At 59.6% G+C, this 17,616-nt stretch carries 15 protein-coding genes; 7 read left to right on the forward strand and 8 right to left on the reverse strand.

Annotation, left to right across the window (positions count from 1 at the left end):
* Window positions 1-273 precede the first annotated feature (273 nt).
* A complete protein-coding gene (locus tag OKC28_RS12430) occupies window positions 274-1,377 on the reverse strand; it encodes an anhydro-N-acetylmuramic acid kinase (protein ID WP_270689448.1) in 1,104 nt (367 codons plus the stop codon).
* A gap of 88 nt (window positions 1,378-1,465) precedes the next feature.
* The gene (locus OKC28_RS12435; protein ID WP_219592841.1) at window positions 1,466-2,788 is read right to left on the reverse strand and encodes a peptidoglycan DD-metalloendopeptidase family protein; all 1,323 of its coding nucleotides are present in this window, start codon (window positions 2,786-2,788) and stop codon (window positions 1,466-1,468) included.
* 110 nt (window positions 2,789-2,898) lie between these two features.
* Between OKC28_RS12435 and tyrS the strand changes: the two genes are divergently transcribed.
* The gene (gene tyrS / locus OKC28_RS12440; protein ID WP_270689450.1) at window positions 2,899-4,098 is read left to right on the forward strand and encodes a tyrosine--tRNA ligase; all 1,200 of its coding nucleotides are present in this window, start codon (window positions 2,899-2,901) and stop codon (window positions 4,096-4,098) included.
* 365 nt (window positions 4,099-4,463) lie between these two features.
* On the opposite strand, the gene OKC28_RS12445 is transcribed toward tyrS, so the two are convergent.
* From OKC28_RS12445 to OKC28_RS12460, 4 genes are read right to left on the reverse strand one after another with little or no spacing between them, the layout of a single operon-like run.
* Window positions 4,464-5,639, reverse strand: a complete 1,176-nt coding sequence (locus tag OKC28_RS12445; protein ID WP_059111525.1) for a hypothetical protein — start codon at window positions 5,637-5,639, stop codon at window positions 4,464-4,466.
* A complete protein-coding gene (locus OKC28_RS12450; RefSeq protein WP_234576433.1) occupies window positions 5,639-6,010 on the reverse strand; it encodes a GtrA family protein in 372 nt (123 codons plus the stop codon). Before OKC28_RS12450 ends, OKC28_RS12445 begins: the two co-directional genes overlap by 1 nt.
* Window positions 6,007-7,026 carry a glycosyltransferase family 2 protein gene (locus OKC28_RS12455; RefSeq protein ID WP_270689453.1) on the reverse strand — a complete coding sequence of 340 codons (1,020 nt, stop codon included), beginning with the start codon at window positions 7,024-7,026 and terminating at the stop codon, window positions 6,007-6,009. The genes OKC28_RS12450 and OKC28_RS12455 overlap by 4 nt, the downstream gene beginning before the upstream one ends.
* Before the next feature lie 55 nt (window positions 7,027-7,081).
* Window positions 7,082-7,627: a hypothetical protein gene (locus OKC28_RS12460; protein WP_270689455.1), complete on the reverse strand. Its 546-nt coding sequence runs from the start codon at window positions 7,625-7,627 to the stop codon at window positions 7,082-7,084.
* A 326-nt stretch (window positions 7,628-7,953) separates the two neighbouring features.
* On the opposite strand from OKC28_RS12460, the gene OKC28_RS12465 reads away from it, so the two are divergent.
* The 4 genes from OKC28_RS12465 (at window position 7,954) to OKC28_RS12480 (ending at window position 11,353) form a co-directional block, all read left to right on the forward strand.
* Window positions 7,954-8,724 (forward strand): substrate-binding periplasmic protein, encoded by a 771-nt coding sequence (locus tag OKC28_RS12465; protein WP_021141070.1) that lies wholly within the window; start codon window positions 7,954-7,956, stop codon window positions 8,722-8,724.
* Between the two features lie 80 nt (window positions 8,725-8,804).
* Window positions 8,805-10,289: a L,D-transpeptidase family protein gene (locus OKC28_RS12470; protein ID WP_270689457.1), complete on the forward strand. Its 1,485-nt coding sequence runs from the start codon at window positions 8,805-8,807 to the stop codon at window positions 10,287-10,289.
* Window positions 10,290-10,438: 149 nt separating this feature from the next.
* Window positions 10,439-10,984: a DUF882 domain-containing protein gene (locus tag OKC28_RS12475; protein WP_005316921.1), complete on the forward strand. Its 546-nt coding sequence runs from the start codon at window positions 10,439-10,441 to the stop codon at window positions 10,982-10,984.
* Window positions 10,985-11,101: 117 nt separating this feature from the next.
* Window positions 11,102-11,353, forward strand: a complete 252-nt coding sequence (locus tag OKC28_RS12480; RefSeq protein WP_270689461.1) for a DUF3862 domain-containing protein — start codon at window positions 11,102-11,104, stop codon at window positions 11,351-11,353.
* A 96-nt stretch (window positions 11,354-11,449) separates the two neighbouring features.
* Here the strand turns inward: OKC28_RS12480 and OKC28_RS12485 are convergent, their stop codons facing one another.
* Window positions 11,450-12,064 (reverse strand): trimeric intracellular cation channel family protein, encoded by a 615-nt coding sequence (locus OKC28_RS12485; RefSeq protein WP_265422698.1) that lies wholly within the window; start codon window positions 12,062-12,064, stop codon window positions 11,450-11,452.
* A gap of 141 nt (window positions 12,065-12,205) precedes the next feature.
* Window positions 12,206-12,970 (reverse strand): sulfate transporter CysZ, encoded by a 765-nt coding sequence (gene cysZ / locus OKC28_RS12490; RefSeq protein ID WP_270689464.1) that lies wholly within the window; start codon window positions 12,968-12,970, stop codon window positions 12,206-12,208.
* Between the two features lie 108 nt (window positions 12,971-13,078).
* On the opposite strand from cysZ, the gene OKC28_RS12495 reads away from it, so the two are divergent.
* On the forward strand, window positions 13,079-16,453 hold the full coding sequence (locus OKC28_RS12495) for an AAA family ATPase (RefSeq protein ID WP_270689466.1): 3,375 nt from the start codon (window positions 13,079-13,081) through the stop codon (window positions 16,451-16,453).
* A 15-nt stretch (window positions 16,454-16,468) separates the two neighbouring features.
* The gene (zipA, locus tag OKC28_RS12500; RefSeq protein WP_270689468.1) at window positions 16,469-17,596 is read left to right on the forward strand and encodes a cell division protein ZipA; all 1,128 of its coding nucleotides are present in this window, start codon (window positions 16,469-16,471) and stop codon (window positions 17,594-17,596) included.
* The last annotated feature ends 20 nt before the right edge of the window (window positions 17,597-17,616 follow it).

Genomic DNA, 17,616 nt, shown 5'->3' on the forward strand with positions numbered 1-17,616 from the left:
ATGACTCATGATGAACCCTGTTCCATGGCTCCAGATGACAAACATGATCTCATATCAGGGACTTGTTCGCACCTTCCTTAGCAGATCGTGATGATGGAGCGAAAGGGTGGGACCAGCGGGTGGCTGGCCCGCCTGGGTGACGCCGGTCGGGCAGCCAGTGTCACTTATCCGGCGGGGTAGAGGGTTGTGCGATTGGCGACCGTGTATGGGAGGGCAGCTTGCCCTCCCTTGCTGGCCGTGATCTGGGTAATAGGTGGTGCTCCCAGTTGGCGATCAGGCAGGATAGAGGGCACCCAGGACGGCAAGACGGCTGGCACCGGTAACGGCGGGCAGGTTGCCGGGTTTGCGGTGGATAAAGCGCTGTGCCAGCCAGGCAAATGCCGCGCCCTCCATCCAGTCGGGGGCAATCCCCAGCGCGGTCGTGCTGGCGATGCGCCAGCCGGGCAGCAGGCTGGCCAGTTCGCTCAGCAGGGGGGGGTTATGGGCGCCGCCGCCGCAGACAAACAGCTCGGGCTGGCTTTGCGCCTCGTCCAGTGCAGGCAACTGGCGGGCGATACTGTGGCAGGTGAGCGCCTGCAGGGTGCGCTGCACATCCACCGGCGCGTAGCCACTGCCTGCCAGCTCATCATCGAGCCAAGCGAGGGTGAACATCTCTCGACCGGTACTCTTGGGGGCGGGGGCGGCGAAGTAGGGGTGAGCCAGCAGCTTGGCTAGCAGCGATGGGATAAGTTGGCCGCTGGCGGCCCATTGGCCACTGGCATCGTAGTTGCCGCCGTCTGGCTGATGACGGCGATACCAGCCATCGAGCAGGGTATTGGCCGGGCCGGTATCGAAGCCATACACACCGCCCGCGTTGCCCGGCAGTACCGAGATATTGGCGATGCCGCCGAGGTTCAGCACCACTCGCAGGGCGCCGGGTTTGGCAAACAGCGCTTGATGGAAGGCGGGCACCAGCGGTGCCCCCTGACCGCCGAGGGCCATGTCCATGGTACGAAAGTCGGCGATAACGTCGATGCCGGTCAGGGCCGCCAGCAGGGCCGCGTTGCCGATCTGCAGGGTAAAGCCGAGTTGGGGGCGGTGGCGGATGGTCTGACCGTGGCTGCCGATGGCGCGAATATCCTTGGGGGTCAGCCCTGCCTTGGCCAGCAGCGCGTGAGTGGCGGTGGCAAACTCGCGGGCCACCAGATTATCGGCCACCCCCATGCGATCGATTTCGTTGTCGCTCGGGGTGCAGAGCTCGTGCAGCTCGCGGGCGGTAGGCCAGGGGTGGCTGATGGCCGCTTCGACCCGCAGTTCATCCCCGTCCATCATCACCAGCACGGCATCGATCCCGTCCATGCTGGTGCCGGACATCAGCCCAATGTAGCGCTCAATCATGAGATGTCCTTATTTATCGAGATACAGGTGTGGAACAAGGGTTCAGCGTTCGCCTTTTTCTGCGGCGCGGCTAGAGACTGATGACGCATTAACTGCCGTTGCTATCCCGCTTGTTCTGGGCCAGCTGCAGCTCGGGTTTGTCGAGTTGGTCGAGTTTGGCCAATTGCGGCGTTGCCAGCAGTTTGAAGTTGGCCAGCTCCCGCCCTGTGAGGGTCTCGGCCTGCGGCAGATTGAGGGTGCGCGGGTTCTTGTGAATGCCGCCCACTACAAATTCATAGTGCAGGTGCGGGCCTGTTACCCGGCCTGTGCCCCCCAGGGTGCCAATGGTCTGCCCCTGTTTCACCCGCTGCCCTTTATTGACGGTGCGTTTCGATAGGTGCAGGTACTTGGTCACATAGTTGCCGGCGTGCTTGATGAAGACATAGTTGCCGTTGAACTGGTTGTAACCGGCCGCTACCACGCTGCCGCCGCCCGCGGCCATGATGGGGGTGCCCACCGGTGCTACATAGTCGATGCCATTGTGGGGACGCACCTTGCCGGTGACCGGGTGCAGGCGGCGCGGATTGAAGTTGGAGCTGATGTATTTGAAGTTGACTGGCGCGCGCAGGAAGCTCTTGCGCATCGCCTTGCCTTCCGGTGTGTAGTAGTTGCCATCGTCGTTCAGCACGGCGCGATAGATGGCGCCCTGGTTGATGAACTCGGCGGCCAGAATGTCGCCGGAGGCCACTCGCTCGTCATCCTGGAATTTTTCCTGATAGACAACCCGAAAGCTGTCCCCGGGTTGCAGGTCCTGGGCGAAGTCGATATCCCAGCCGAAGATGGCGGCGAGATCCATGATCTGATCTTCGGTCATCCCCGCCTCGACGGCGGCCCCCCAGAAGCTGGAGCGTATCTCGCCTCGGGTAACCTGCTCGCGGGTATCGAGTTCCAGCTTGACCGGTTTGGCCACGAAGCTCTCGGCCTTGCGGCTCACTTTCAACGCCTGTTCCAGGCTGTGGGGGTAATAGAGGCTGTGCAGATCGCCATTTTTGGTGAGTTTGAAGGTGAGTTCTTGCCCGGGGCGCAACATGCGAAGGGGGTCGCTGCCATCGAGCTGATCGATCAGGTGCAGATCCGTGGTGCTGAGCCCCAGCCGCTGGAAGATGACGCCCATGTTGTCGCCACTGCGCACTTTCACCTGTTTGGTGACATAGCTCGGTTTGGGCGGAATGGCCGCTTGCCCGGCTTGTGCCAACAGATCACCGTCGTCCGGTTGCGGCTCGACGGCTAGCTCGTTGCTGTTGTCATCGACCCGGGTGGCGACCGCCCGTTCGCTTGGCCAGGCCGCCAGCATCATCACCATGATGCTCAAAATCAGCACCATCTTGCGGTGCCAGGTGGGAAGAGAGTTGAAGGCGTTCCAAATGACCATGAGAAGCTGATGATGTCGGGCAGAATGAGCAGATTTTACAGCCTTTCCAATTAGCTCGCCATTCCAGTAATATGTTTGGCCCTGTGGAATCGTGATTGGAGTGTCAAAAAATGTCCCAGCTCGAGGTGGCGCTAGCCGAGATCAAGCGCGGAGCGGAAGAAATTCTGGTTGAAGAAGAACTGGTTGCCAAGTTGAAGGAAGGGCGCCCGCTGCGCATCAAGCTGGGGATGGACCCGACGGCTCCTGACATTCACCTGGGTCATACCGTGATCCTCAACAAGCTGAAGACCTTCCAGGATCTGGGCCACGAGATCATTTTGCTGATCGGCGATTTCACCGCCATGGTGGGTGATCCCTCCGGCAAGAACAGCACTCGTCCGCCGCTCTCCGAAGAGGCCATCAAGCACAACGCCCTCACTTATGCGGAGCAGGCGTTCAAGATCCTCGATCCCGCCAAGACCCGCATCGAGTACAACTCCAGCTGGCTGGGCGAGCTGGGCGCGACCGGCATGATCAAGCTGGCGGCCAAGCAGACCGTGGCCCGCATGATGGAGCGCGACGACTTCAAAAAGCGCTACACCGGCGGCCAGTCCATCGCGATTCACGAATTCCTCTATCCGCTGCTGCAAGGCTATGACTCGGTTGCACTCAAAGCGGACGTCGAGCTCGGCGGTACCGATCAGAAGTTCAACCTGCTGATGGGCCGCGAGCTGCAAAAAGATGCCGGCATGGCCGCCCAGTGCGTGCTGATGATGCCGCTGCTGGTCGGTCTGGACGGCGTCAAGAAGATGTCCAAGTCCGCTGCCAACTACATAGGCGTGCACGATGCCCCGGGCGAAATGTTCGGCAAGATCATGTCCATCACAGATGACCTGATGTGGAACTACTACGAGCTGCTCTCCTCTCGTCCCTTGGCCGAAATTGAAGAGTTCAAAGCCGGTATCGCCGCGAATACCCTGAATCCCCGTGACGTGAAGATCTGGCTGGCGAAAGAGATCATCGCTCGTTATCACGACGAAGCGGCAGCGGAAGCGGCCCACGAAGATTTCACCCAGCGCTTCTCCAAGAACGCCATTCCGGACGAGATGCCGGAAGTCGAACTGGCGCTGGAAGGTGAAGGCCTGGCCATCGCCAACCTGCTCAAAGACGCCGATCTGGTGGCCACCACCTCCGAAGCGCTGCGCATGATCAAGCAGGGCGCGGTCAAGCGTGACGGCGAGAAGCTGGAAGATGGCAAGGCACTGGTAGGTGCCGGTACCGCCGTCTATCAGGTCGGCAAGCGCAAGTTTGCCCGGGTCACCGTCAAGTAAACCAGCCTCTCTACGAGACTGGTTTTGTGGCTGTCTCCCGAGCACTGCCTGTGCTCGGGAGACAGCACTTGCAAGCCGTCCCATCGCGACGGTTTGCAAGATAACCCCTCCCTTCTTGCTGGCTGTCTATCTATCCCTCTCTCGCCTCTTCCTGCCTGATTCGCCTTGTCCGTTTGCTCTTATGCCCTCTTGTGCGTTGACCGAGCGTCGGAGAACGCTGTGCTGTTTCACGATAGGAACATGGTGGGTGATGTCTTGTTTACCCGCCTTTAGCCAAGGCTCACTTCTCCCGTGGATTTACGAAGAACATAAAAAATGCCGGTCAAGGGACCGGCATTTTTGGACATGGCGTTGGGGGCGTCACATCAAACGGTAAAGAACTTGGCGTTGACGAAGGCCACTGCGATGAAGGAGGCCACCATGCCGCTGATGCAGAGCACGGCAGGTCGCATGGCTGGCCAGCGATGGGTCAGCAGGATAATGGCCAGCAGGGTCGGGTAGAGGCCGAACATGTAGCGTGGCATGGCGTTGAGGCCCGTCATCAGCGGTATGGTGCAGCAGATGAACATCAGGGTGGCTTCGGCCCAGCGCTTCTGGCTGAACAGATAGAGGTTCAGACACCAGCCGAAGATCACCATGATGGAGAGGTAAGCCTTGCGCCCCCCCAGCTCGAAGCCGCTCAGCCACCAGTCGAGCGGGCTGTCCATGTAACGGCCCCAGGCCACCTGGATATGCTTGAAGGCCAGCGCATCACCTGTGAGGTGATAGAGATAGACCATGTAGGCAAACAGGCCGAAGGGGATGAGCCAGAGGGTGAATACCACCTTGAAGGCGCGTTCGGTGAAGCGGAAAAACTCCCGCCAGCCGTAGGCCTGCAGCGCCAGGATCAGCACAGGGAAGACCATCATCACACCCAGATTGCGGGTGCCGGAGATGCAGACGCCGAGCACTGCGACCATCAGCCACTGTTCCCGATAGGCAAACAGGAACATCCCCAGCATCAAGGCCATGAACATCGACTCTGTATAGCCGGAGGCGAAATAGGCGGAGAAGGGGGAGAAGGCGAGCAGCCAGACGCCGAAGCGGGCTGTCTCGTCACCCAGCTTTAGCTGGCGCAGCACCAGCAGCATCAGCGGCAGGCTGGCAAAGAAGGCAAGGTTGGCCACCAGCATCAGGCCGATCAGACTCTCGACATTGAGCAGGTTTGACAGCGAACCTGACAACATCGGATAGAGCGGCATGAAGGCCCAGTTGGCCGCATTGCCCTTGCTGAGCCAGCGCGGGTAGAGATCGTAGCCGTTTTCGATGATGCGCTGGAACCAGACGCAGTCGAACTGGCAATAGGCTTGCAGCGGGCCTATGTCGGTGGTGCCGTAAAGCTGGACGCCGAAATAACCCATGCCATAGAGGGCAACCCGGCTCAGCAGAAAGGCGGCGATGATCATCAGCCAGTCACGGCTGCTGATGGCCAGTGACGGGCGATAGGGTGCCTGACAGCCGGGAGTCGAGCTGTCGGGAGTCAATGTTGTAATGTCATTCATCAGGCAAATACCCAGACGCGAGAGAGGATATAGGTGAGCACTGTGACTGTCAGGGTGGCGATCACCACAGGCAGCAGACCAGAAAGACCCGCAAACAGCAGACCGCTCAATATCAGGTTTCTCACCGCCAGCGAGAAGAGGGCAACCAGCAAGAACTTGCCGATGGTACCCTGTTTCTGGAAGGTGATGTAACGATGGCCAAAGAATGAGAACCAGAAGGCAATCATGAAGGCGATGGTGGTGACCCAGTGTTCAGAGATGGCGGGCCAGGTATGAAACAGCGCGATAGAGGTACCAAGGTCGACGAGGGTTGCCCCCCCGCCGACCAGACCGAACCGGAACAGGCGCCAGAATTCCTCGCGGGAGATCATTGAGGCGCTTGCTCCTTCTTGTCTTGTTGCTGTGTGTCAGCGTCCTGCTGCTTGTCTGCCGCCGGCTTGGCATACTGGCCGTAGACCCCTTCGATGAGATAGACGGGGCGCTGTTTCACTTCCACAAACATGCGGCCTATGTACTCGCCAATGATGCCAAGGGACAGCAGCTGGATGCCACCAAGGAACAGCACCACTGACATCAGGGAAGCATAACCGGGTACGTCGATCCCGAAGAAAACCACCTGGGTGACGATCTTGAGGATGTAGAGGAAGGCAACGAAGGAAACACCGACCCCCACATAGCTCCATACCCGCAGCGGCCAGCTGGAGAAACTCATCAGGCCATCGAGGGCGAAGTTCCACAGCTTCCAGTAGTTGAACTTGGTTTCACCGGCGTGACGGGCCGGACGCTCGTAAGGAACGCCCACGGCACGAAAGCCGGCCCAGGCAAACAGACCCTTCATGAAGCGGTTGCGCTCTGGCAGTTGCTTGATAGCTTCCACCACACGGCGGTCGATCAGACGGAAGTCACCTGCGTTTTCCGGCAGCTTGGTGCTGGTGGAGAGGGCGTTGAAGAAACGGTAGAAGCCACCGGCGGTGACCCGCTTCATCGGGGTATCGGCACTGCGATCCACCCGTATGCCGTAGACGGTGTCATAGTCACCGGTCTGCCACAGCTTGACGAACTCCAGGATCAGGGCAGGGGGATCTTGCAGATCCACGTCCATCGGCACTATGGCATCGCCCTTGGCATGATGCAGGCCGGCGGTCATGGCCGCTTCCTTGCCGAAGTTGCGCGCTAGGTTGACCAGGGTCACCCTGGGATCGCGGGTGATGGCTTGCTCGATCACTTCACGGGTGCTGTCACGGCTGCCGTCGTTGACGAACACTATCTCCAGATGATCCTTGATGGGCGCCAGTTCGTTATCTATCGCGTTGATGAAGGCATCTATGCTCTCTTCCTCGTTGTACACGGGCACGATCAGAGAGAGTCGAAAATCGGCATGCGACATGGAAATTTCCTTATTTGGAAAATTATTTATTAAACCGCGTATCGGGTAATACGTCTTACTGGGCGACGGTCAGTCGTACCGACTGAACATTGAGGGGAGTCGGTGCGGACAGCGCCAGGAAGTTAGGCCGTTTCGGGTCCGACGTCAGAGAGTCGCCCGGCAGATTGAGCCGGATTTCGTTGATGCCAGCCTTGGCCAGGCGGACCGTCGTGGTGAAGTTATGACCCAGCGCCACCTTGAGCAGGGTGCCGGCCTGCGGGCTGTTGACCCTGGCTTGTATGGTCAGCTGTTCAGGCTGAGCTTGCTGTTTGGGCAGCACGAAATAGAGGCCGCCCTGGCCGCTGAGTTCGGTACCCTTGGTACTTGGCTTGGTAGCCCAGCCTGCGCTGGAGAGGAAGCGGCTCGGCCTGGTCAGGTTGAGCTCGTTGCCCGGCTGATAAGTCATGCTGGAGTTGTGCTCCCAGAAGCGGGTCTTGCCTTCCAGGTAATAGAGTTTGTAGGCCAGGCTCACATTGGGGTGGGCAGCCAGATAGAGGGTGTAAAGGTAGAAACCACTCAGTGCCATGATGGCAGTCAGAAAACCGAACTTTTTGTACGTCATATCACTCTCTACGCCTCACGATTGGTAGGCTGATTTCGCGCATATGCTAATCCAATTGCAAAAAAAGCATAGTGGATCACAAAAATATATTTGGTCACATATTAACCCCTTTCGAGTCAGTGCTCCAAATGCCCCCATTTTGACCCGGTTGTGACCTGACCAAGCCTTGTGCCGCGCGGGGTATGGGCTCATTTCATGGCCGAGTCCCTATGGGAGGAAACACCCCCCTCTATGCAGTGTCGATGCAGGTGATCGCTGTGGCAGAATCTGTCGCCATTTGGCCAAGGCCGATTTATGATGAGGCATCGCGTTGTCAAGGATGACCCATGAAGCTGATACTCTTCTGCTGTGCGCTCTGGTTGCTCTCTCCGGCTGCATCCGCCAACAGCTTTTGCCCCTCTCCGCTGCGGGTCGGTTTTGACCATTGGCCGCCCTATCACTATTACGACAGCGCGACGACGGATGACAAGGTGCTGAAAGGTTTTGCCGTGGAAACACTCAATGCCATGCTCACGCGACTGGGTTGTCAGGTCACCTATGTGGAGCGGCCCTGGAAGCGGATATTGCACGATCTGGCGCGGGGCTCGCTCGATATCGCCATGGAGGCATACTCCAACGAGGAGCGTGGCCGCTATGCCTGGTTTTCCGATGGCTATAATCCGGGGCGCAGTGTGCTCTGGGTCCGCAAGTCCTCTTCCTATCCTGAAACCGATTTGGCGAGCTGGCTGGCCAGTGGTCATATTCTCGGGGTGACCAAGGATTACTACTATGGGGCCGAGACAGCCGACTTGTTGCGCCGTTATGCGGCCCAGGTAAGCGTGGTCAATGATCATCAAAATTACGGCAAGCTGGTGCTCGGCCGGATCGACGGTTTTCTCGGGGATATTCTGGCCACGCCCTGGGGTCTGAAAGAAGAGGGGTTAAACGATCTGATCGTGCCTCACGGTATGGCCGTATATGAAGCACCCACTTTTTTCATGTTCAGCAAACAGCGGCTTTCACCGGCGTTTGTCAGGGCGTTCAATCGGGAGCTGGCTGAATTTAAAGCAACCAATGAGTATGACGTTATCTGGCGGCGCTACGCCCCCGCCAGCTAGTAAAGTCACTGGCATTCACGCATCATGAGCGCCTTGACCGCCGGGTCTGGCAGTTGAAGTGAACCGATCTTGAGGTAAGCATGGGGAAGAAGTATTGGCTGGCGTTGGCAAACCTGATCTGGCTGGGCTGCTTGCCAGCGGCAATGGCGCAGGCAAGCGAAGGACAGGTGTTGGTAACCAATGCTGCAGTGCAGCATGACTGGTATCAAAACAGTACCGCAGAGCAGGCTCGCCTTGAGTTGGAGCACCAGTTGCAGGAGGCCGTACTGGCCCAGTTGCACCCTGACTTCTTCAGTCTCTGGAAGAAGCTGCAGGCCAAACCGGCCGATCAGCGTGGGGCCATTTACGATGAAGTTTTTGGCAAGCTGGCCCGCTTTCAGCAGGCTTGGCGTGCCATGGATCTGGTCGCTCGCGAGCAGATGCGAACTCTCAAGCTCAATTTGAACCAGCCGTTGGCCCACGAGCCTGTTGGCGACAATCTGCTGGATCAGGTCAAGCAGCTCAGACCCCAGGTCGCCGAGTATGAGGCGGTGCGTGAGGAAGTGCGCAAACTGCTCGCCATGCCCATGGCAAAGCAGTGGCCAACCCTGACCATGCCGACCCTGCGGGCGGGTGAGGTATCCCCTGAACTGGGGCAGATCCGTACCATCCTCAACGAGCTGGGGGATGGCGCCCCCCGTCATGACGACGCCACCTATGACGTCGACACCCAGCAGGCCATCAAGCAGTTCCAGCGCCGCCACGGTCTGACCGCCGATGGCATCATTGGCCGCCAGACTCGCACCTGGCTCAACACCGGGCCGCAAGTGCGTGCCAGCCTGCTGTTGCGCAACCTGTGGCGCCGGGATCTGGTTGATCATCTCTCCGGTGCCCGTTACGTGCTGGTCAATATTCCTGACTACCGTCTGAGCGTGGTGGAGTCCGGCAACGAGGTGTTTACCAGTCGGGTCATCGTTGGCAAGGAGCAGCGGGCAACCCCCATACTCGCCAGCGAGATCCGCTCCATAGTGCTCAACCCGCCCTGGCATGTGCCGCGTTCCATCCTGAGCAAGGATATTCTGCCCAAGCTGGGTCGGGATCCTGCCTATTTGAATCGCGAGCAATTCGAGGTGATCGACGGCGAAGGCAACCCTGTGCAGTTCACCGAAGAGGGCTGGTATCAGGCGTTGGCCGCCGGTTTCCCTTATCGCCTGCGGCAAAAGCCCGGTGATCACAATGCCCTGGGGCGCTACAAGTTCTACCTGCCCAACAACGACGCCATTTACCTGCACTCCACTCCGCGCAAGGCGCTGTTCGAGCAAGGGGCTCGGGCCTTCAGCTCCGGTTGCATCCGGGTGGAGCACGCCGACGATCTGGCCGAGTTGCTGCTGGCGGACTCCCGCTACCAGCCGGACAAGGTGGCCAGCATACTGAAAAATACCCAGACAAAGTGGTTGCCGCTGACCACTCCCATACCGGTCTTTACCGTCTACTGGAGCAGCTGGATCGACGAAGAGGGTCGCCAGCAACTGCGCAATGACATCTATGGATTTGATCGAGTCAGCTTCCAAAGTCGCCTGCTGTGATCCTTGCCACAGAGTGAAAAGCCCGGCCCTTGCCGGGCTTTTTCATTGGTGCGGGCGGTTTGACATGGGAGGGTTCGAAAGGTAGTTTCAAGCACCTGTATCAAATTCACTCAACAGTGTCGCTTACATCTGCGATGGACGAACTCCTTATGCTGGAACAAGAGATAAGTCGACGTCGCCTGCTGCTGGGGGCTGGGTGCCTGCTGGGGGGAGCCATGCTCTCATTCCCTGCCATGGCGAGCCGCAGTACCTCAGGACGTGAACTCAGTTTTTTCAATCTCAATACCGGCGAGCGAGTGCAGGCCAGTTATTGGGAGAATGGTCGCTACCTGCAAGACGGGCTGGCCGAGCTCAATCATATTTTCCGCGACTATCGTCGCAACGAAGTGTTCAACATCGACAAGAAGCTGTTCGATCAGCTCTATCTGTTGCAGCACAAGCTGGGCCGCAACGGCGAGATCCAGCTTATTTCCGGCTACCGTTCACCGGCGACCAATCGCCAGAAGCGCAGCAAGAGCCGCGGCGTGGCCAAGCACAGCTATCACACCCTGGGTCAGGCGGTGGATGTGCGGATCCCGGGTGTCCAACTGGCCCATCTGCGCAAGGCTGCGCTCAATCTCAAGGTGGGTGGAGTGGGCTACTACCCGAGCGACAACTTCGTTCATCTGGACACCGGCCCCGTCCGCAGCTGGTAGTCGTTGGCGGCATCCGGCGAGCGACACCTCGCCTCTATGGCGGGCGGCAGCGCCTGGTCACTGGCAAAGAGGGGGGCCGAGCTGTTAGGCTCCGGACACTATCCAGAGGAGAACCAGATGAAACATATTTTTCTCGGGGGCATGATTGCCCTGCTGCTGACCGGTTGTGGCAAGCTCAATCGCGAGAATTACGACAAGTTGAAGATGGGGATCAGCTACGCGGAAGCGAGCACCATACTCGGCAAGGCAGAGCGCTGCGACGATGCCTTGGGCACCACCAGCTGCATCTGGGGAGAGGAGGGCAAGAACATCAAGATCCGCTTCATCGCCGACAAGGCAACCTTCTTCAGCTCGGAAGGGATTAACTGAGTCGTGTACGCGCTCAGTGTCCCCATACAAAAAAGCGCCTGTCAGGCGCTTTTTTGTTGTCTGCAATCCGAACGGCTTCGCCAGAAGCTGGCGCGCTCAGTGGGTTGCGTACTGATAGTGGAAGGTGGGCAATCCCCACTTGAATCGTACCGCCAGCAAGCGCAACACGAAGCCGATCCCGATGGCACCAAAGGCGGCCCAGTCGTTGGGCAGGCCCTGATCCAGCGCCAGGCAGTAGATGGCGGCGGTGATCAGCGAGATGGCAGCATAGAGCTCCCGGCGAAACACCAGGGGAATGCGCTGGCAGAGCAGGTCTCGCAGTACACCGCCAAAGGCGCCGGTGACCACCGCCATGATGCAGGCAATGCCGATGCCATGGCCCATCTCCAGGGCCCTGGCGGCGCCGAAGATGGAGAAGACCACCAGTCCCAGCGCATCGAGCGCCAGGAACAGCTTGCCGAGGTAGCGCATCAGCGGTGCCGATATGACGGCGGCCATGGCCGCGCCTGCCACCAGCAGCACATATTCCGGATGTTCAATCCAGAGCAGGGGATAGTGCCCAAGCAACACATCCCGGATGGTACCGCCACCGATGGCCGTTGCCGAGGCGATGATCACCACGCCAAACAGATCCATCCGTCGCCGACCCGCAGCCAGTGCGCCAGTCATTCCTTCGGCCACCAGGCCCAGCAAGAAGAGTGTATGTAACATGAGATATCCCAGGGTGCGAGAAAGGCCCGCATCCTATCAATTCAAGCTATATGGGACAAGGAATGAAGGCTATTCATTATTTTTTATAATGCAAAAAAGTAAAAGGCACCGATGAGGTGCCTTTTTTCATTGGGGCAGGGATCAACGTTTGAGCTGTTCGGCGCGGTAGTGATCCACCCACATAGCGGTGGCACCACAGATGGCGACCGGCATCACAAAGAGGTTCACCACCGGAATGGCAGAGAAGAGGGTGACCAGGGCACCGAAGCTCAGGCACTTGCCGCGGCGCTGCTTCAAGGCATCGCGCATTGTGATGAAGCTTATCTTGTGGTTGTCGAACGGATAGTCGATGTACTGAATTGCCATCATCCAGGCGCTGAACAGGAACCAGAGCACGGGGGCCAGGGTCTGCCCGACCACGGGGATGAGGAACAGGATCAGGCAGCCGATGGCCTTGGGCAGGTAGTACTTCAGCTTGGTCCATTCACGGCCGAAGGTGCGGGGCACATCCCGGACTATGTCGAGCATGCCGGTGTCGCTGACCACCTCGCCGGTGAGGGTCTGTTCCACCTTCTCCGCCAGCAGGCCATTGAAGGGGGCCGCTATCCAGTTCGCGACCGAGCTGAACAGGAAGGAGAAGACAACCAGTATGGTGATCAGAGCGATGGGCCAGAGCAGATAGTCCAACCAGCTGAGCCAGCTGGGGATCTGCTGGTGCAGCCAGCCGAACAGACCATCGAGCTGCAACAAGAGGGCGTAGAAGGCCCCGGCAAACAGCACGAAGTTGACCAGCAGCGGGATCAGCACAAAGGTGCGGATGCCGGGCTGGCGAATGAGGGAGAAACCGCGCAGGAAGTAGTCTGCGCCGCTGATTGAGTCTTTGACCATAGGGGGTGATTGGCTCATCTGAGCTCCATCTGTTCATGGGAAAGTGCCAGCATATTACAAACAAGGTTTGGATTTGGTAAAGTCGCCTGCCCGCCTTCTCTTTATTTCGTTACCCAATAGGCCTCCATGCGTCTGAAATTGATCAAACTCGCCGGTTTCAAGTCGTTTGTCGAGCCAACCCGCATCGAGTTTTCGGCCGACATGACCGCCGTGGTGGGGCCCAATGGCTGCGGCAAGTCCAATGTGATCGACGCCGTGCGCTGGGTGCTGGGGGAGAGTTCGGCCCGCCATCTGCGCGGCGAGAACATGACGGACGTCATCTTCAACGGCTCCATCAACCGCAGCCCTCACGGTCGCGCCTCGGTGGAGCTGGTATTCGACAACCCCCACAACCGGGTACCCGGTGAATTTGGCCGCTTTACCGAAATTTCGGTGCGCCGCGAGGTGCTGCGCGACGGCTCCAACCATTACCAGATCAACGGCCAGAAGTGCCGCCGCAAAGATGTCACCGACCTCTTCCTCGGTACCGGCCTCGGGCCGCGCAGCTACGCCATCATAGAGCAGGGCACCGTCAGTCGGCTGGTGGAGTCGCGCCCCGCCGATCTCAAGCTGTTCATGGAGGAGGCGGCGGGTGTCTCCCGTTACAAGGAGCGGCGACGCGAAACCGAGCAGCGCATTCGCCATACCCAGGAGAATCTGGAGCGGCTCGGCGACATTCGCGGTGAGCTGGGCTCCCGCCTCGAACATCTCAAGACTCAGGCCGAGACGGCCGAACGTTACAAGCAACTCAAGAGCCGTTCGCGCGCCGCACGGGCCGAGCTTATCGGTTCCGAGCTGTGGGCGCTGGAGACTCGCCTGGGTGAGGCCAAGGCCGAGCTGGCTCAGGCTGAACAGGCCCTGGCGGCGCTGGATGCCAAGCGCACCCAGGATGAGGGGCGTCACGTTACCCTGTCGGTGGCCCGCCAGGAGGCCCAGGCCGAGCAAGCGAGCCGCCAGCAACAAATTTTTCTCGGTGGTCAGGCCATCGCCCGCCTCGAACAGCAGCAACTTCATCAAACCGAGCTCGGTCGCGACTGGCAGGTCAGGCGTCAGGCGCTTGGCGAGCGGATAGAGGGCATCAGGACACAACTGGCGAGCCAGCAGGAACAGCTGACCGAAGGCACCCTCAAGGGGGAGCAGGAGTCGGCGCGACTCGAACAGTGTGAGCAGTTGCTCACCGAGCAGCAGGGGTTGCGTCTTGCTGCCGGCGAGCAGCTGGAGCAGGCGCGTCAACGCCAGCAGCAGTGGCAACAACAACTTGGCCAGTTGCAGGGGCAGCTCAACCAGACTCGCGCCCAAGTGAACGGTCTGCAGGAGCTGCAAGCCAAGACACGGTTGGCACGGCTCAAGCTGGAGGATGAACGCGCAGGTCCACTCGGCGGGGAAGGGGAGTCGTTGCAGCCCGTGCTCGACGCCCTGGCGTCCGAGCTGGAATGCTCCCGGGCTCGCCACGCCGAGCTGGAGCAGCAGTGGCAGGCCAGCGTGGCTCGCCATGAAGAGTGCAAGTCGCAGCAAAGCCAGCAGAGCGGCCTGCTGCGGGAGCTTGAAGCCCGTCTCACCACTCTTAATCAGATGCTGGGGGAGCAGATGGTGGGGGCTACCCTGGCGGACAATCTGCAGGTGGCGCCCGAGTGGGCGCAGGCGCTTGACAAGGTGCTCGGCCGCTGGCTCACCGCCCAGCCCAGCGACGAGTGCAATCTGGCGCAGAACGGGCTCTGGATTGGTCCATCCCGACCTGCGGTGGCGGGTACCCTGGCGGCCCGGCTTGAGGGGGCGCATATTCCCGCCTTCCTCAACGCCATCTGGCTGGTTGAAGATAGAGACGCAGCGCTGGCCCGCCAGCCTGGCCTCCTGGCCGGTGAGTCGGTACTGACCCCGACCGGAGACTGGTTTGGTCCCAACTGGGCAGATCTCGGCCAGGGCGGGGCACTCGGCACTCTGGCCCTGCTCGGTGAACGTGAGCGATTACACACAGAACTGGCGGCAGGCCAGCAGGCCCTTGGCCTGTTGAATGAACAACTGGGCACTGCCGATGCCACGCGTGCCCAGCTGCACAGTGCCTTCGAACTGAGCCAGCGTACAGTGCGCGAGCAGGAACAGCAGTGGCAGCAACTGCGTGAAGCCTGGAGCCTGCGGGAAGGCCAGCGCCAGGAGCGATTGCAACGGCTCGGTCAGCTTGGCGAAGAGCTGACCAGGCTGGACAAGGAGCAAGCCGACGAGGCGCAGCGGCTGGCAGCGGCATTGCAGCAGCTTGAGCTCGATGAGGAGCGGCTTGGCGAATTGCAGGAACAGGGTGAGCCTTTGACCGAGTCGCTGCAGCTTGCTCAGGAGCGGGCCACCCATGCCGAGCGGGCGGTGGAAGAGGCGCGTCTGCGCCGTGAGCAGCAACAAGCCAGCTGCCAGCGCTGGCAGCTGGAGCAGCAGAATCAGAGCCAGCTCATCAGCCTGCGGGAGCAGGAACTGGCCCGGCTCGTGCTGGAATTGGCCGAACTCAAGGAGCCGGGGGCCACGCCGGGTCAGGATCTGTCGCCCCTGCTGGCCGAGCAACGCAGCCTCGAAGCATTGCAACTTGCCTGCCATCAAAGGCTGGCAGAGTTGGAGCGACAACTGACCGAACTGGAACAGGCACGCAGCGTTGATCACAAGCAGCTGGTGACCTTGCAGGAGAAGCTGGCGACCCTGAGGCTGGAGCGCGAGCGCAACCTGACCCGCCGTCAGGGGTTGCATGAGCAGTTCGAGGAGTTGGGGGTACGGCTGGTGGATCTCGATCAGGCTGTCTTGATCGCCGCCGATCGCGGCAAGTTGCGTCAGGAGATCCAGACGCTGGAGGCACAAGTGGAGGCACTTGGCGCCATCAACCTGGCGGCGCTGGAGGAGTACGAAGAGGCGAAAACCCGCTCAACCTACCTGGAAAACCAGTGTCAGGATCTCGAGCAAGCGCTGGAAACCTTGAGCCAAGCCATTAAAAGAATTGATAAAGAAACACAAATACGCTTCCGTGACACTTTCGATAAGGTCAACGAAGATTTAAAATCCCTCTTTCCAAAAGTGTTTGGGGGAGGCAGTGCCTGGCTTGAGCTGACCTCGGATGATCTTTTGGAGGCCGGAGTGAGCATCATGGCAAGACCTCCGGGTAAGAAGAATGCTACCATTGCCCTGCTTTCCGGGGGGGAGAAGGCGTTAACCGCACTTGCGCTGGTTTTTGCCATCTTCAGACTCAACCCAGCACCATTTTGTCTGCTGGATGAGGTGGATGCACCGCTCGATGAAGTGAACGTCGGTCGCTTCTGTTCTCTTGTCAAAGAGATGTCGAGCACAGTACAGTTCGTTTACATCAGTCATAATAAGGTCTCCATGGAGATGGCTGAGCAGCTGGTTGGCGTTACGATGCAAGAGCCCGGGGTTTCTCGCATTGTGTCGGTCGATATCGGTGAAGCCGTCGCTTTGGCTGAGCAAAACTAGAAAGAGAAGCAGCTAATGCAGGAATTGCGTTACATCTTGGTTGCCCTGGGCGGTATTGCTATTGCGGCATTGCTCATTCACGGGTTGTGGAGCAACAGAAAGAATCGTCAGGCACCGATCAAAGAGAAACCTCTGGGCCGGATGGAATCCAAATCACGGACTCGTGACAATGACGCCTTCGACAACGATGGTGTCGGTCAGGTGCGTGTGGTCAGCGGTAGCCGTCGTGCCGAGCCCAAGCTCCACAGCGAGGAGGCTCGCCAGCCGGATGTCAGCCGCCGTGCGCCCGTCACCGCTTTCGATGACGAGGATGACGAGGTCGAGCTGCCAACCCCTGTGGTGCGCAAGCCTGCCGCTCGCCCGGTTGCCCCGCCCCCCGTCTACGAAGAAGACGAGGAGGAGTTCGAGGAGCCCATCGCCGAGACAGTAGAGGAAGTGCCTGCCGCCCCGGTGCGCAAGCCCGCTCAGGTGATCCGTCGTACCCCGGTACACCGTTCTCGTTCCCAGCGCGAGCCGCTGCTGCAACAGCTGGATGATGAACCTCTGGTCGAGCCGGCCTACGCGACCGCACCTACCTTCGGTGCCCGCGAACCTGCTCATGTGCCAGCGCCTGAGTACAAGCCGCAGCCCCGTTATGTGGCCCCAGAGCCTGCCTACGAGGAGCCTGTGTATGAGGAGCCCGTTGGTGAGCCGCTGATGGATACCCAGCCGGTCGAGAAGATTTGGCAGGATGTCTATGTCATCAACCTGATGGCGCGCCCCGGTCACGATCTGGAAGGGGCGACTCTGCTGGCTTCCCTGATGGCGCTGGGCTTCAAGTTTGGTGAAATGGATATTTTCCATCGCCACGAGGATCTCAACGGCAAGGGTGAAGTGCTCTTCTCCATGATCAACATGGTCAAGCCGGGCACTTTTAATCCGTACCGGATGGAGCAGTTCAACACCCCGGGTGTCTCCCTGTTCATGCAGCTGCCGCTGCGCAGCAATGCAGCCTTTGCCTTCGAGCACATGCTGCAGGCTGCCGACCAGCTGGCCAGCGATCTCGATGCCATGCTGACTGACATGGATCGCAGCCCACTGAGCGACGAGACCATAGCCCGTTACCGGCACGAACTGGCCGCCTACGAGGCTAATCGAGACTAAGACTCCAAGGGGTCGAGTAC

Origin of the sequence: Aeromonas sp. D3 (genome assembly GCF_027705025.1) — a bacterium.
Lineage (GTDB): Bacteria > Pseudomonadota > Gammaproteobacteria > Enterobacterales > Aeromonadaceae > Aeromonas > Aeromonas salmonicida.

Coding starts and splice junctions, on each gene's coding strand:
- OKC28_RS12430 (WP_270689448.1), bottom strand. CDS start 1,377: ATGATTGAGCGCTACATTGGGCTGATGTCCGGCACCAGCATGGACGGG.
- OKC28_RS12435 (WP_219592841.1), bottom strand. CDS start 2,788: ATGGTCATTTGGAACGCCTTCAACTCTCTTCCCACCTGGCACCGCAAG.
- tyrS (WP_270689450.1), top strand. CDS start 2,899: ATGTCCCAGCTCGAGGTGGCGCTAGCCGAGATCAAGCGCGGAGCGGAA.
- OKC28_RS12445 (WP_059111525.1), bottom strand. CDS start 5,639: ATGAATGACATTACAACATTGACTCCCGACAGCTCGACTCCCGGCTGT.
- OKC28_RS12450 (WP_234576433.1), bottom strand. CDS start 6,010: ATGATCTCCCGCGAGGAATTCTGGCGCCTGTTCCGGTTCGGTCTGGTC.
- OKC28_RS12455 (WP_270689453.1), bottom strand. CDS start 7,026: ATGTCGCATGCCGATTTTCGACTCTCTCTGATCGTGCCCGTGTACAAC.
- OKC28_RS12460 (WP_270689455.1), bottom strand. CDS start 7,627: ATGACGTACAAAAAGTTCGGTTTTCTGACTGCCATCATGGCACTGAGT.
- OKC28_RS12465 (WP_021141070.1), top strand. CDS start 7,954: ATGAAGCTGATACTCTTCTGCTGTGCGCTCTGGTTGCTCTCTCCGGCT.
- OKC28_RS12470 (WP_270689457.1), top strand. CDS start 8,805: ATGGGGAAGAAGTATTGGCTGGCGTTGGCAAACCTGATCTGGCTGGGC.
- OKC28_RS12475 (WP_005316921.1), top strand. CDS start 10,439: ATGCTGGAACAAGAGATAAGTCGACGTCGCCTGCTGCTGGGGGCTGGG.
- OKC28_RS12480 (WP_270689461.1), top strand. CDS start 11,102: ATGAAACATATTTTTCTCGGGGGCATGATTGCCCTGCTGCTGACCGGT.
- OKC28_RS12485 (WP_265422698.1), bottom strand. CDS start 12,064: ATGTTACATACACTCTTCTTGCTGGGCCTGGTGGCCGAAGGAATGACT.
- cysZ (WP_270689464.1), bottom strand. CDS start 12,970: ATGAGCCAATCACCCCCTATGGTCAAAGACTCAATCAGCGGCGCAGAC.
- OKC28_RS12495 (WP_270689466.1), top strand. CDS start 13,079: ATGCGTCTGAAATTGATCAAACTCGCCGGTTTCAAGTCGTTTGTCGAG.
- zipA (WP_270689468.1), top strand. CDS start 16,469: ATGCAGGAATTGCGTTACATCTTGGTTGCCCTGGGCGGTATTGCTATT.